The organism is Shewanella sp. SM68, assembly GCF_025653925.1.
In the GTDB taxonomy this organism is placed as follows: Bacteria; Pseudomonadota; Gammaproteobacteria; order Enterobacterales; family Shewanellaceae; genus Shewanella; species Shewanella oncorhynchi.
In genome coordinates this window covers 1-13654 of the sequence record NZ_JAKKRU010000018.1, presented here as the reverse complement: position 1 = coordinate 13654, position 13654 = coordinate 1, and the positions used below count along the sequence as shown (strand labels likewise).

General features: G+C 46.9%; 11 protein-coding genes and 1 pseudogene. 11 read left to right on the top strand and 1 reads right to left on the bottom strand.

Annotated features, from left to right (window positions below):
- Window positions 1–65: 65 nt before the first annotated feature.
- The 8 genes from L5M40_RS20885 to L5M40_RS20850 all read left to right on the top strand — a co-directional run bounded on the left by L5M40_RS20885 (window position 66) and on the right by L5M40_RS20850 (window position 9203).
- Complete coding sequence (locus L5M40_RS20885) at window positions 66–848, top strand: FKBP-type peptidyl-prolyl cis-trans isomerase (protein WP_198571993.1); 783 nt, start codon at window positions 66–68, stop codon at window positions 846–848.
- Window positions 849–882: 34 nt separating this feature from the next.
- Window positions 883–1563: a tetratricopeptide repeat protein gene (locus L5M40_RS20880; protein WP_219251000.1), complete on the top strand. Its 681-nt coding sequence runs from the start codon at window positions 883–885 to the stop codon at window positions 1561–1563.
- A gap of 87 nt (window positions 1564–1650) precedes the next feature.
- Window positions 1651–2142 (top strand): nitrous oxide reductase accessory protein NosL, encoded by a 492-nt coding sequence (locus L5M40_RS20875; protein WP_219251001.1) that lies wholly within the window; start codon window positions 1651–1653, stop codon window positions 2140–2142.
- A 10-nt stretch (window positions 2143–2152) separates the two neighbouring features.
- Window positions 2153–3442 carry a nitrous oxide reductase family maturation protein NosD gene (nosD, locus tag L5M40_RS20870; protein WP_263257208.1) on the top strand — a complete coding sequence of 430 codons (1290 nt, stop codon included), beginning with the start codon at window positions 2153–2155 and terminating at the stop codon, window positions 3440–3442.
- The gene (locus L5M40_RS20865; protein WP_198571991.1) at window positions 3439–4479 is read left to right on the top strand and encodes an ABC transporter ATP-binding protein; all 1041 of its coding nucleotides are present in this window, start codon (window positions 3439–3441) and stop codon (window positions 4477–4479) included. Before nosD ends, L5M40_RS20865 begins: the two co-directional genes overlap by 4 nt.
- Window positions 4476–5348 (top strand): ABC transporter permease, encoded by an 873-nt coding sequence (locus L5M40_RS20860; RefSeq protein WP_263257168.1) that lies wholly within the window; start codon window positions 4476–4478, stop codon window positions 5346–5348. The genes L5M40_RS20865 and L5M40_RS20860 overlap by 4 nt, the downstream gene beginning before the upstream one ends.
- 221 nt (window positions 5349–5569) lie before the next feature.
- The gene (locus L5M40_RS20855) at window positions 5570–6853 is read left to right on the top strand and encodes a transcriptional regulator (RefSeq protein ID WP_168827734.1); all 1284 of its coding nucleotides are present in this window, start codon (window positions 5570–5572) and stop codon (window positions 6851–6853) included.
- Between the two features lie 235 nt (window positions 6854–7088).
- Window positions 7089–9203, top strand: coding sequence for a M13 family metallopeptidase (locus L5M40_RS20850; RefSeq protein WP_263257167.1), 2115 nt, complete (start codon window positions 7089–7091; stop codon window positions 9201–9203).
- A gap of 51 nt (window positions 9204–9254) precedes the next feature.
- On the opposite strand, the gene L5M40_RS20845 is transcribed toward L5M40_RS20850, so the two are convergent.
- Window positions 9255–11648, bottom strand: coding sequence for a fatty acid cis/trans isomerase (locus L5M40_RS20845; RefSeq protein WP_263257166.1), 2394 nt, complete (start codon window positions 11646–11648; stop codon window positions 9255–9257).
- A 255-nt stretch (window positions 11649–11903) separates the two neighbouring features.
- On the opposite strand from L5M40_RS20845, the gene L5M40_RS20840 reads away from it, so the two are divergent.
- From L5M40_RS20840 to L5M40_RS20830, 3 genes and pseudogenes are all read left to right on the top strand, one after another.
- Window positions 11904–12533 (top strand): flavin reductase family protein, encoded by a 630-nt coding sequence (locus L5M40_RS20840; RefSeq protein ID WP_012588671.1) that lies wholly within the window; start codon window positions 11904–11906, stop codon window positions 12531–12533.
- Between the two features lie 399 nt (window positions 12534–12932).
- Complete coding sequence (locus tag L5M40_RS20835; RefSeq protein ID WP_411569091.1) at window positions 12933–13274, top strand: hypothetical protein; 342 nt, start codon at window positions 12933–12935, stop codon at window positions 13272–13274.
- Between the two features lie 87 nt (window positions 13275–13361).
- A pseudogene (locus tag L5M40_RS20830) lies at window positions 13362–13535 on the top strand (transposase); the annotation flags it as partial.
- Window positions 13536–13654: the final 119 nt, after the last annotated feature.

Genomic DNA, 13654 nt, shown 5'->3' with positions numbered 1-13654 from the left:
TTATCGGTTTGGTTTGCAGGGCCAAAAGGCGAAACCCACAGGGTTAACATTGTAGAGAACATAAAATGAAAACACGTATGCCAACTTCTTTTATCCCCAAAAGCATCACAGTGGCGACCTGCGCCGCATTATTTGTTTCGGTAGCCAGTTTTGCCGCCACAAGTCTGAAAACCGATGCAGATAAAACCTCCTACAGCATTGGCGCTTCTATTGGTAATTACATTTCTGGTCAAGTTTACAACCAAGTTGAATTGGGTTCAGAGGTGAATGTCGACTTAGTCGTGCAAGGTTTTGTGGATGCGCTTAAAGATAAACAGCAATTAACCGACGAAGAAGTGCTGACCTACCTGAACCAAAGAGCAGAACAACTCAATGCCGCAAGAACTGTCGTTGCTGAAAAACAAATGGCAGAAACTAAAAAGGCAAGTGCGGCATATCTTGCTGAAAATCAAAAAAAGTCTGGCGTTAAAGTTACCGCCTCTGGTCTTCAATACGAAGTCTTAACCCAAGGTAAAGGTCATAAACCCAATCCAGAAGATGTGGTCACAGTGGAATATGTTGGCACTCTTATCGATGGGACTGAGTTTGAAAATACGGTTGGACGTAAAGAGCCCACTCGCTTTGCATTAATGTCGGTGATCCCCGCTTGGGAAGAGGGATTAAAGTTGATGCCTGTGGGGTCTAAATACCGTTTTGTGGTACCAGCAAGCCTTGCCTATGGCACTGAAGCCGTAGGTATTATCCCTCCTGAGTCAGCACTTATCTTTGAAATTGAACTGAAAAATATTGAGAAACCCAGCGAAATGAAAGAGATGAAAAATAAAAAGATGATGCCTGCACACGGTTAATCAGGCTCCTAAAACGAGTTGTTTGGAGAGTGAAATGGAGACTGGAATGGTGAGCTTAGGACTAGGCATTGGCATCAGTTTACTGTTGTTTGTTGCTTACATTTATTGGCAGCACATGCGTCTAAACCTAGTAATGGGAATCGCACAGTTGCCAAACATGTCGAGCAAAGTGCCCTTTGCGATGGGAATCGTCCTAGTGCTGCTGACCCTTGCTATCTACAGTCAAACAGGCCGTTTTAGGGATTGGGATCAAGGTCGGCTTGATGAAAATATTGATTATTTAGTCGCGGCCGAGATCACCAAAGCCAGTCGTTGGGCTCAGAGTGAGCCGCAAAACACCTTGGCACTTATGTCATTAGCTCAGGCTTACAATGCGGGAGGTTTGTACTCAGATGCGGTGCTGACCTTAGATAAATTACTCGAAATAGGGGGGGATGATGCCGAAGTGTTAGGGGCAAAAGCTAACGCGCTTTATTACCGTGAGCTTCGGCAAATGACACTTGAAACCCAAGGGGTGATTGCCAAAGCATTATCACTTTCTCCCTTTGAGCCTCAAACCCATATGTTACTCGCGGCAGATGCTTACTTGCATGCTCGTAACCAAGAGGCCATTGACCATTGGCAGCTTTTGCTCAAACACAATGGGGACAGTATCAACCGTGAAGCAATCAATAATGCGATTGCAAAAGCACAAAGCAAAATGAATGAAAGATGAAACCCGTTCTATCAACCCTCGCCGTAAAGATCTGTCCCTGCAAGGAATCTGGCGAGGCGTTGATATTTTAATAAAAGGATAAATAGGATGAAGAAATACTATGCATTGTTGCTGTTAGTGCCCTTGCTATTTGGCTGTAATAAAAGCGAGGCCACAGACCATGTTCATAAAGCCGAGATGATCCACGAGCATGACCGTTGCCATTTATGCGGCATGGTGATCACTAAATATCCCGGACCTAAAGGGCAAGTGCACCTCAAGGCTGAGAAAACGGTACCTAAGTTTTGTTCGGCTCGCGATATGTTTAACTTTGCATTACAGCCTGAAAATAAAAGACAAATTGATTACATGATGGTGCATGACGCGGGCACGACCGATTGGGATCAGCCAGATGATGGCGCCTTTATTGATGCTCAAAGTGCCTTCTATGTTTACGGTACGACCAAGAAAGCTGTGATGGGACCTGCCGTTGCCCCTTTTAGCACTAAAGCCGCCGCCGAAGCCTTTGCTAAGGAATACGGTGGCCGAGTGCTGAGATTTGATGACATCACCCTAGAACTGCTCGCGGGTGATAAATAAGGTTGTGATGATGAAGCTGCGTCTCGTCCTTATCTGGCTGCTGTGCTTTGCCTCTTTCGGTACTTGGGCTGCACTCATTCGGGTAACAGATACAGATTCACTCACCCTTGCCCTTAACAAAGCTCAAGCAGGTGACACCTTAGTGCTAGCCACTGGGGTGTATGAAGGCTCCTTTAAGGTGACGCAATCCATTTCGCTAAAGGGGGAAATAGGCGCGACATTAGATGCACTGCGCCAAGGCAGTGCGTTGGTCATTGAGGCGCCTCAGGTGAGTATTGAAGGGCTAAATATCCGCCACTGGGGACGGGATCTGTATTACCGTGATGCCGCCATTTTACTCAAAAAAGGGGCGGATAATGTGCTGATTAAGGGAAACCGCTTGGTGGGTGATGGTTTTGGTATTTATGGCGAACAGTTAAACTCGCCCATCATCACGGACAATAGTATTAGTGGCAACGGTGCCATTCATGTGCTTGATCGGGGTGATGGCATTTATCTTAAGCATGTTAATTCGCCACAAATTGACCGAAATCAGCTGATTTTTGTCCGTGATGGTGTGTATTTAGAGTCCGTTACCCACAGCCGCATTTATGAAAATCAATTCACTAAGCTGCAATATGGTATTCACTACATGTATACCCAAGACGACGAAGCGTGGCAAAACCAAGCGATTGCCGTCGATGGAGGTTATGCCCTAATGAATTCAACCAATATTTACCTGCACCACAACCGTGTGACTCAGGCGCTGGACTTTGGCATTTTGCTCAACATTACTGAGGCATCCCATGTGCAAGCCAATGTTGCGAGTCAAATCCATAACCCTAAGGGCACTGTGGAGCTTGGCAATGAAGGGAAAGGTATTTTTATTTACGCTGCTCAACATAACCGTATTCAAGATAACGAGTTTAGCTACAGTGACACTGGGATCAGTATGGCCATGGGCGGAGAGGAAAATCGCCTTTGGCATAATCGTATTATGGCCAATCAAACCCAAGTCAAATATGTCGGAGAAACTCAACTTGAATGGAGTTATCAGGGGCAGGGGAATTACTGGTCGGAATATCAAGGTTGGGATCTGAATGGCGATGGATTAGGGGATATTGTCCATAGGCCGAATGACAGTTTAGATAAACTGTTTTGGCTTTATCCTGAAGCCAAACTGTTGATGGAAAGCCCCGTTGTGTTGTTACTGCGCTGGGTGGAACGCCAATTTAAGCCCCAAGTGACGAGCGGTATAAGTGATAGTTTTCCCCTAATGCAAAGTGGCGCGCACGTACTGATTGATGGAGGTTCGCGATGAATCATCAAACTATGACCTGCTCAGCGAATAAGCCTGTAACGAGTGCAGATGTGGTTGTTAAAGCGACAAATATCAGTAAATGCTATGGCAAGTTTAAGGCACTGGATGATGTGAGTTTTGAGGTGCTAGCGGGTCAAGTGATCGCACTCCTTGGGCATAATGGTGCGGGTAAATCTACGTTACTCAAGCTTATTTTGGGATTACTTACCCCCACAAGTGGCTTGCTCCAAGTTCAAGGTCATAGTGTCGGAAGTATGAATGCCAGACAGAGTTTGTCCTTAGGCTATTTGCCTGAAAATGTGAGTTTTTATGACAATATGACCGCCAATGAGCTGCTGCGATATTTCGCTAAGCTTAAGGGCGTTGCCTTGCCTAAAGTGCATGAATTACTTGCTGAATTTGGTTTAGAGGCCGCTAAAGATAAGCGTTTGAGTACTTTTTCTAAGGGGATGCGGCAACGTCTTGGGCTCGCGCAGGCGATATTGGCTGAGCCTAAGGTACTGTTACTCGATGAACCGACAGTTGGCTTAGATCCCTTGGCATCGGCTTTCCTGTATCAAAAAATCGCTCAGCTCAGGGCGCAGGGCTGCGCCATTATTATCAGTACCCATGAGTTGGGATTAGTGCAAGATCAGATGGATCGCGCTTTGATCTTAGGTCGAGGGCGAATGTTGGCTTCGGGAAGCTTAACCTCCCTGAGGGCGGCGACTCAGTTGCCAAATCATATCTTGTTGCATTTTCTATCTAATACTCAAAGGCAAGCATTGCTAGCGGATCCCATTTTAGCGGCATGTGTTAAGGCAAATGCGGGGCAGGGACTCACGCTCGCCGTGCCACAGGAGCAAAAGTCAGCCGTGTTAAATCACTTATTACAAAAAGTGCCAGCGGGGGATTTTTCTATTGAACCTCCTAGTTTGCAGAGTGTATTTCATCATTACATGGAAAGTCTTTGCCCCCTTCAGTCGTCAAAAATGCCTACAAAGACTATTAACATAACAGATATAAATCAGGCGATTAATTTGGAATCAGTCCTATGAACCGTTCCGAGGTTTTGCACCATCGTTTAAGTGCTCTGAGAATAGTGAGCACCATAGCCGCCAAAGAGTTTAAGGATAATTTACGTAATCGTTGGTTATGGATGATGGCGGGAATCTTGTTGCTGCTATCTCTGTGTGTGAGTTTTATGGGCAGCGCTGTGTCCGGCAACTTAGTGGTATTTGAGCCTGCCCAAATCCTTTCTGGGTTAGTCACTTTATCGGTATTTATGCTCCCTTTAGGTGCGATTTTGTTGAGTTATGACAGCTTTGTTGGTGAAAAAGAATCTGGCACTCTGCTGTTACTGCTGACCTATCCATTAGCACGTTGGCATCTGGTGTGTGGCAAGTTTTTAGGCCATGCCTGCGTGATGACCATTGCCTGCATTTTGGGCTTTGGTTTAACAGGATTAATACTGATATCACTGGGTGATACTCAGGCCCAGTTATCCATAGCGATCGGGTTTAGCCATTTGATTATGAGCAGTATTTTGCTGTCATTAGTGTTCGTGCTCTTGGGTTATTGGGTTAGCTTGTGTGTGCGAGAAAAAGCTAAGGCACTGGGGATATTACTCATTTTATGGTTTGTGCTTGTGCTGGTTTATGATCTGATTTTACTCAGTGCTGTGGTTGGAATGAGTGAGATGTTTAATCGTACTGTATTCAATCTACTGATTTTGTTGAACCCTACTGATCTGTTCCGTGCTTTAAATTTACTCGCGACTCCCTCGGATACACTCGCGGCTAAAAGTAGTCTCACTCTGCTTGCTCAAACTGGGCTGGGCTTACCCTTAATGTATGGTTTGCTGGGTGGCTGGATTGGTGCATTACTTTTGTGTTGTTCTTGGATCTTTAAATACCAAGAAATCTAGTTTAGCGACCTCTGTATTAGTCTAACTTTGTACTTATTAAACAATGACTAAACTGAGTATAGAGTCACACTCTTATATGTTGTTAAAAGGTAAAATAAACCATCTTGACTTGGTGATTGCATATCATCGTTTTCTTGGAAAGAAACAATGTCACATGATGATTGCATGTTGTTAGTGTAATCAAACTTTATCAGTATTGGCTGATCTTTCAGGCGTTTAACATGCATAAAATCACATCTTATTTAATGTTAGATGAACAGGCTAAGGAATTAGTCGATCATGTGAATGGGACAACCATCAGCCTGACTTTTTCCGAAACGGCCTTATTAGTGCTGTTGTTATCATCCACGAATGCCATTTTTACTAAGGAAGAATTGCTGCAGGTCGGCTGGCCTGAAAGGGTGGTTGCTCCTACCTCTTTAACGCAATGCATCAGTACCTTACGTAAAAAGCTCGAACCCTATACCGAAGTGCAGCTTAAAACCGTGGCACGCCGCGGTTATCAATTGCATATCTCTGAACAATCCCATGTAAAGATGCTGGCGATCAATGATGCGAATGCAATTCGTGATGCCTTAGTGGGGGTGTCGGTTTGGACTAAAGTTGCTGGTATTGCCCTTTTGTGCGCTATCTTGACAATCGTTTGGTATGTGAGCGACCACCATGCGGTGGTTAAACAGGTGGCTAAATGGCATGCCGATAAATATATCAGCCTCAATATTGGTGGCACGCTGGGGACGGCGCGAACCTTCTATATTGGTGATGAGGATCGTTTACATCCTTCATGGTGGCAAAAACATTTAGCGCCAGAGGGAAATCACATCAATAACCTTAATTACTTCAGTGCATTTACCTCAACTGATGGCAAAAATTATTCGATGGCGATTTGCCCTGAGCTGGACGCCGATGCCTGCAGTGGTCACGGCATCATCAATATCACGGCGATAGATGCAAAACCCGCAGGATTAAATATGGCGGAGTTTATTCCGCTGAGCCAAATAATGGAGCAGCGCATTCGCTATAACCGTATCGTCCTCCCTGCGGATGATAAAGGAATGGGCGAGTTACTTGAGCATAATTACCATGCGGATATTTATTTTCCCGTCGCGGGCGAACTCCTAGTTCGTAACGATCTCAGTATGTCTCTGGTCTATGAAGGGCAAAATAAGGGTAAGTTTTATTCGACCTCCTGTATTACAGATCAAGATTGTTTAACGACACCGATTAAATACACTATCCGCGGTGAGTTTGAGCAGTACCAGACCACAATTGATGACCTTAAAGTCGATGTTTTTCACGTTAAAGTGTTACAAAAAGAACTGACAAAACCGGATGAAGTCAGCCATTCTGCTATGCAGTTCTACCGTGAAATTCGTAAGCATGATATCCGTGATGAAGATTTATTTTATTATCGTGTTTATCAAAATGAGCACACGGCAGTATGGATCATTCCTCAGATGGGACAAGTACTTGCGTGGACTCAGTACACTCAGATCAAATTATAAAGTAGTCGTTAGCCAAACTTGATTAAGCCGACATAGCGTCGGCTTTTTTGTGCCTGCAGTTGAGCGCGGTCGTGATGATGCTAAGCTGCGTGTTTAAGCGTCTGGCTCAAATTGTTTGCATTAACTTTCTATCATAAAAATTGGCTTTGTTTTACTTCTTCATTCAGTGCCAGTTACACTGCCAAACTTAGCAATCACACTATAAATACAATAATAAAAAAGAGAGGAGTCATTCATGTCGGACCGTCTTATTCCCGTGCTGTTACTGTCAACTTCAGTACTGGCTGGGCTCACTGCTTGCAGTGATAACACCACAGAAAACACCGTAAAAACCAGCGAAAACGCACCAAAAAGTCAAGACATTGCGGCTCAAATGCCGATTGGCATTAATGTCGCGGCTATGACGCCAACGGTAAAACCAGGGGATGATTTTTATACCTACGCCAATGGCGAATGGATGAAAACGACGATGATCCCCGCCGATCGCTCCAGCACTGGCGCTTTCCTCGTTGCCTTTGAAGCAACCGAAAAGCATAAAACCAGTTTGATTGCCGATCTGGTGAAAGCGCAACATGCGGCGGGAAGCGACGAAGCGCGTATCGCCGATTTCTACAAGGCTTACACAGATACCGCTGCTATTGATGCCGCAGGAATGAAGCCTGCCGAGGCGGATATTGCCCGTTATGAGGCCATTGCGAGCAAGCAGGATTTATCTGCGGCGTTAGGCGGAAATCTGCGCGCCGATGTCGACCCTCTCAACGCGACTGACTTTTATACCGAAAACCTATTTGGGATCTTCGTCACCCAAGGTTTAGCCACGCCGGGCGAAGTCTTACCTTACTTTTTACAGGGCGGTTTAGGCTTACCTGAGCGCGAATATTACCTGTCTGCCGATCCTAAAATGGTCGACATTCGCACCGCTTACCGCGCTTACATTGAAACTTTGCTCAAAGATGCGGGTGTGAGCGATGCCGCTGTCCGTGCCGATCGTATTTTTGCCCTTGAAAACAAGATTGCCGTAGCCCACGCCAGCCGTGAAGCAAGCGAAGATTTTACTCAGTCTTCGGGTGTATGGAGCCGTGCTGACTTTGATGCCAAAGCACCGGGCATCGATTGGACTGCCTTTCTAGCGGCGGCGCAACTGGGCAATCAGCCTAAATTTGCGGCCTACCATGCAACGGCGATTACGGGACTTTCTGCGCTTGTGGCCTCTGAGCCTTTAGAGGCATGGAAAGATTGGCTCGTGTTCCACCATATCAACAGCCATGCTGATGTGTTGCCATCGGCTATCGACAACGCTTCGTTTGCCTTTAATGGCACTAAGCTTTCTGGCACGCCAGAGCAGCGCACCCGCGATAAACGTGCCTTAGCGGCACTCGACCAATATTTAGGTGATGCCGTAGGCCATGCCTATGCCGAGCAATATTTCCCCGCTTCGGCCAAAGCAGAAGTCAGCACTATGGTGGATAACATAGTGACCGCCTTCGGTCAGCGAGTGGAAAAACTCGATTGGATGGACCCTTCAACCAAGAAAGAAGCCCTTGCAAAAGTGGCCACTATGGCGGTGGGCGTGGGTTATCCCGACAAATGGCGCAATTACGACAGCTATGCTGTGACTGCGACCAATGCCTACGCCAATGCCATCAATGGCGAAAAAGTGGAGTACAGCCACCAGTTAGCCAAGATTGGCAAACCAATGGATAAAGGCGAGTGGTGGATGACGCCGCAAGTGGTGAATGCGGTGAACTTGCCGGTGCAGAATGCGTTGAACTTCCCCGCGGGTATTTTGCAACCGCCATTCTTCGATGCTAAGGCCGATGCTGCTTACAACTATGGCGCGATTGGCGCTGTGATTGGTCATGAAATCAGCCATAGTTTTGATAACAATGGTGCGGCTTTTGACTCGACTGGTGCTATGCGTAACTGGTGGATGCCCGCTGACTTTGCTCAATTTGATAAGCAAGGCGATGCGTTAGCGCAGCAGTTTGATGCTTATGCGCCTTTCCCTGATTTACACGTGAGTGGCAAGTTGACCTTAGGTGAAAACATTGCCGACGTAGCAGGTTTAGCCGCCGCTTATGATGCTTATCATGCCTCGCTTAAAGGCAAAGATGCGCCTGTGATTGGAGGCTTTACGGGTGATCAACGCTTCTTTATCGGCTTTGCGCAAACTTGGGCTACTAAGATGCGTGACGAAGCCCTGCGTGCTCGGGTGGCAACCGATGGACATGCCCCCGGCATGTACCGCGCGCTGACCGTGCGTAACTTAGATGCTTGGTATACTGCATTCGATGTTAAGCCTGGCGATAAGCTGTATTTGGCTCCAGAAGATCGCGTTAAGATCTGGTAAGTTTACTGGGTTGATTTGAAAGGAAGGGGAACACTAGCGTTCCCCTTTTTATTAACGATTTTGCAGTCGGTTGTAATCCAGCCACCCACTTTCTATCGGGTGATTGTCGAAAAAGATCTGATTGAGTTTGTCACTAAAGGCCCAAAACTTCGGATCGGTACGGCGTACACCCACCATATCTAACAGTGCCTCATAGTCTTTTTCAGTTTGCATTTTCTCTACTGTCGCCACGACGTTAGGCAAGTCCTGTTCTTTCACTTGCCAAAATGCCTCAGGATAACTGCCCAATAAGCCATGCACTAAAGTGACGTCATCTTTAGCGGGTTCGCGGTTACTCGCCTCATTAAACAGGCTCGAAATATTCCGATGGGCGCTATTGCGAACTAAGGTAAATATCTCAGCTTTACCCGCTTTTTCAGGTTCGACCATGATCATGGTTAGTTCAGGTAACAGGGTCGCTTGTGTGCCTTTTAATCGATCTAATGTGTGTAAAAGCGCTTTGCTATGTGCTTGCAAGCTACTGTTTTCTATGTGATATCGATTGGGTTGAACCATAGCAACCTTCTGTCCGAGTTTTTGATACAGCTCGCCCTTTAGATCGTCGCTAAAGTAGAGTACGCCCGTGGGCTGATGAAAGGTGTTGATATCCCCTGCGATAAAGGCCGTGAGCTGAGTACCAGCCCCTTGATACCAATCACTCAACTGTTTGCGCCTTTCCTCCTGTGGCAACAGGGTCAGGAAGTTCGATTCCCCCTCCATACGTAAAAAATCCATGTATAAGCGAGTTAATAGCTGGTGGCCGTAGTTACCATAAACATCGAAACCCGCGACCAATAAATAGTGGATACGCTCCAGTAAGGCATAATCGATAATCCAAGCCGTTTTGGGGGGCTCGCCGACTAAGCCTTTGACCACAGTGGCATTGTCGAAGTGGCGCAGCACTGTCAGGCTGGCATTATCATTGGTGTCGTCGCCATCCCAGAGTCCGTCGATAGTGAGGTGTTGGCCGTTTTTAAACTTCTCGTTTAAGAACTGATTACGCGCCCGCATATATTTGCCTTGCTTGGCGGCATATTTCACCCAAGTTACTGCAAGTGCAGTGCTTTCTTCCTCCGCTGGCATACGTAGGTTTTCAAGTTGGGAATGGTAAAAGGCGCTAAAGTCAGTGTCGTCCATATAATCTGGGGTAACAAAGTACACCCAGAATCTATCGTTAATGACATTGAGCGCCACCTGACCACGGCACACTGGGCCTTTGATAAAGCCCATAATGGTATCTTGGGCGCGGGTCAGCATAAATCGATAGCGCGCACTGGCAGGAATTTGAATAAAGGCTTCAAAGGGATTGGCCGCAACGCTCGGCTTGTAGCTCGGCAGTTGAGTGACTGAGTAATCCGCATCGATAAACCATTGTTGCCAGTTATTTAGCAAGCCGGTATTTAAAACGTAGGGGATGTGGGTTTTATCGACTATGGTTGCCCGATAAGGCCGAAAGCGGTAATAGACTCGCTCCACCTTAGGATCGTCGAAGGGACGACGGGAGGCGATAATATCCAGCGCTTGCCCCGGCGGCGTCCGAGAACGCACTAACTCGAAGAATAAAGGCTGGGCGTTTGGTTGATTCAAAGATTCAAAATATAAATGGAAGGCAAACAAATGCTCATAAATGTAACGTGCACTTAATTGGCTTTTTAAACTGTCGCCGTTTAAAAACTCTTCCCAGTGGGTTATTTCTGCAATAAATTCAGGTGTAAGCGCTTGTGCAAACGGCAGTGGCGCACCTTGCTCGAGCCAGTGCATCAACACTTGATGTTCATTCGCATTCAGTGCTGGCAAGCCATAAGGCATACCTGCAAGGGGCTGGCTTTGCTCGTATTTGTCCATTTCCTCTAGGCTGGCGCATTGCTGAACTCTGTCTAGGCTGAAATCAAAACGCTTATCTAAAATCTTGTCTTCGGGCAGGGGATGCATTTGCTTAAGCGTGAGCATTCTGGCTAATACTGAGGCTTGGGTATTAGCTTCTGGGGTTTGATCGCGCTCGTTTAGCATGGGGTAAAACCCGCGTTGACGCCAAGCTTCTGGGGTAAAGGCATCGACAAATAAGCGATTAGGTGTGGCAGCGACTAAGCGTGTGCCTTGGTAGACCTTTTCCTTACTCGCCCCGCGTTCTATACCTTCGCTCGAGGTCATTTTTAACTGACAGGGGGCATCGTAACAGGCATGACATACCACGCAGCGGCTATTGAGAATAGGCTCGACTTCTTTGTGCACAAACTCGGCCTGTTGAATAAATTGGTCGTTCAGCTGTGCATTTTCGACGCGTTTTTGCGGTGAGCTAGTGCCAAACAGGCTATTGAAATCGATTTGCGCTACGCTGGCACAACCTGTCGCTAACAGCACTGCGACCAACAACAACCTCTTCCATCCCCCTTTTATCGCGCCCATTCACCGCTCCTTCATTTGCCGCATGCTATTTAGCAGAGTTAGGCTTTTTAGCCCACTGATAAGTATCACTTTAGCAGAAGAGTGTGTTGGATTTGAAATTTGCAGCCAGATGTTGTTCAAGGAGCTGACTTAAATTGCCCTACAGACTTTTGGTCGCTGCTCGAAACTTGGGTAAGATAGCGGCTATAAAAGCGTACCTGTGACGGCTGTATTAATTGCACCAGTATTGTTGTGGCAATAACAAAAGGATGAAGTATGACTGCTGATAACCGCTATTTTTACGAACCGAGCAAAGGCCATGGCCTTGCACACGATCCTTTAAATGCGATTGTGGGGCCTCGACCGATCGGCTGGATTTCATCACGCAATGCCGAGGGGCAACGCAATCTCGCACCTTACAGCTTTTTCAATTGTTTCAACTACAAACCGCCCATCATCGGCTTTGCCAGCACAGGCTGGAAAGACAGTGTCGCCAATATCGTCGAAACAGGGGAGTTTGTGTGGAACCTCACCACTCGCGGCTTAGCCGAGCAGATGAATCAAACCTCCGCCATGCTGCCACGCGGTCAAGATGAGTTTAGTTTTGCCGGACTCACGGCTAAAGCTGGCACCATTGTTAAGGCCGATTTAGTGGCTGAAAGCCCAGTAAACTTCGAATGCAAATTGTCCCAATGTATTCAACTCACCGCCGCCAATGGCGACAAGATCGATACTTGGTTGGTGTTAGGTGAAGTGGTTGCCGTGCATATTGCTAAGCATTTACTCAATGCCGAGGGGATTTATCAAACCGCCCTTGCCGAGCCCGTATTACGTGCCGGCGGCCCATCGGCTTACTATGGGATCTGTGAAGATCTGCGTTTCGATCTACATAGACCACAAGTGTAAGGGGCTGCTCAGGTGCCGCAGGGCAGGGTGTTTAACCCTGAGTTGGTTTATGGTTGTGGTGTTAAAGGTTTATACATTAGTAATTAAAAGCTAAATCAAAGTCGTGGGGCTTCACCCCACACCCGACCAAGAGGGGATCAACAGCAATTCCCTCTTGGATCTCCCTTGCCGCCCCTAGCGAAGTTACATGCATTGGTTACTGGTCTCATACTCCAATAAAAATAGCCTAACGGCTCAGATGGGACATCCATGTCCCCCCGAGCCTGCGCCATCATCCATGATGTCGCCACGGCATTTTTATCTGCGTATTTCGACAACTTCGCAGGGAGGTGAACTCCTGCTATTTCTGGGTTAGCTGCTTATCTCAAAAGAGTTCTGCCTGTCCTATCTTTGCTATCTTTGTCGGCAACTGTAGAACGTGAAGAAGGTTATTGGACCCATCCAGATTTACCCGAGTGGGATGAAGGCTTGACCCGTGTGGAGTGCGAAGCATCGGCGGCCGAAAACGGTGGCGAGTTTGTGGCGATTTGGTTTGAACTCGATGCAACTGAACATCAGATCGAGCGCTACTTTGACGAGGGCGACAACGATATCAGCGATTGGCACCCCGTTTGCGAAAAGGCCGGCTCATTCTTGCTGAGTATTCACGATACCGAAGATGGCCCCGTCGCGCTGTTCTTTGCGCCGAAGGAGTATGTGAAGACACAAAAACCTAACTCAGAGTGCTGCGGCAGTTTATGAAGAGACGTGTTGTTGTAGTGGCACACTAATTTTGGCCACCTAAATAGAGGTGATATTATTACCTCGTAGATGACTTTAGGTGAACACATGAGATCGACAACCAGAAAAACATTTAGTGCTGAATTCAAACTTGAAGCAGCCCAATTAGTCCTCGATAAAAACCATAGCATCATCGAAGCTGCAAAGGCGATGAACGTAGGTAAGTCCACTATGGATAAATGGGTGAGACAGTTAAAACTAGAACGCCATGGTGGGCAGCCCAATTAGTCCTCGATAAAAACCATAGCATCATCGAAGCTGCAAAGGCGATGAACGTAGGTAAGTCCACTATGGATAAATGGGTGAGACAGTTAAAACTAGAACGCCATGGTGGCACACCA

Excerpts from the sequence above, each read along its gene's own strand:
- L5M40_RS20885 (WP_198571993.1), top strand. The coding sequence starts at position 66 with ATGAAAACACGTATGCCAACTTCTTTTATCCCCAAAAGCATCACAGTG.
- L5M40_RS20880 (WP_219251000.1), top strand. The coding sequence starts at position 883 with ATGGAGACTGGAATGGTGAGCTTAGGACTAGGCATTGGCATCAGTTTA.
- L5M40_RS20875 (WP_219251001.1), top strand. The coding sequence starts at position 1,651 with ATGAAGAAATACTATGCATTGTTGCTGTTAGTGCCCTTGCTATTTGGC.
- nosD (WP_263257208.1), top strand. The coding sequence starts at position 2,153 with ATGAAGCTGCGTCTCGTCCTTATCTGGCTGCTGTGCTTTGCCTCTTTC.
- L5M40_RS20865 (WP_198571991.1), top strand. The coding sequence starts at position 3,439 with ATGAATCATCAAACTATGACCTGCTCAGCGAATAAGCCTGTAACGAGT.
- L5M40_RS20860 (WP_263257168.1), top strand. The coding sequence starts at position 4,476 with ATGAACCGTTCCGAGGTTTTGCACCATCGTTTAAGTGCTCTGAGAATA.
- L5M40_RS20855 (WP_168827734.1), top strand. The coding sequence starts at position 5,570 with ATGCATAAAATCACATCTTATTTAATGTTAGATGAACAGGCTAAGGAA.
- L5M40_RS20850 (WP_263257167.1), top strand. The coding sequence starts at position 7,089 with ATGTCGGACCGTCTTATTCCCGTGCTGTTACTGTCAACTTCAGTACTG.
- L5M40_RS20845 (WP_263257166.1), bottom strand. The coding sequence starts at position 11,648 with ATGGGCGCGATAAAAGGGGGATGGAAGAGGTTGTTGTTGGTCGCAGTG.
- L5M40_RS20840 (WP_012588671.1), top strand. The coding sequence starts at position 11,904 with ATGACTGCTGATAACCGCTATTTTTACGAACCGAGCAAAGGCCATGGC.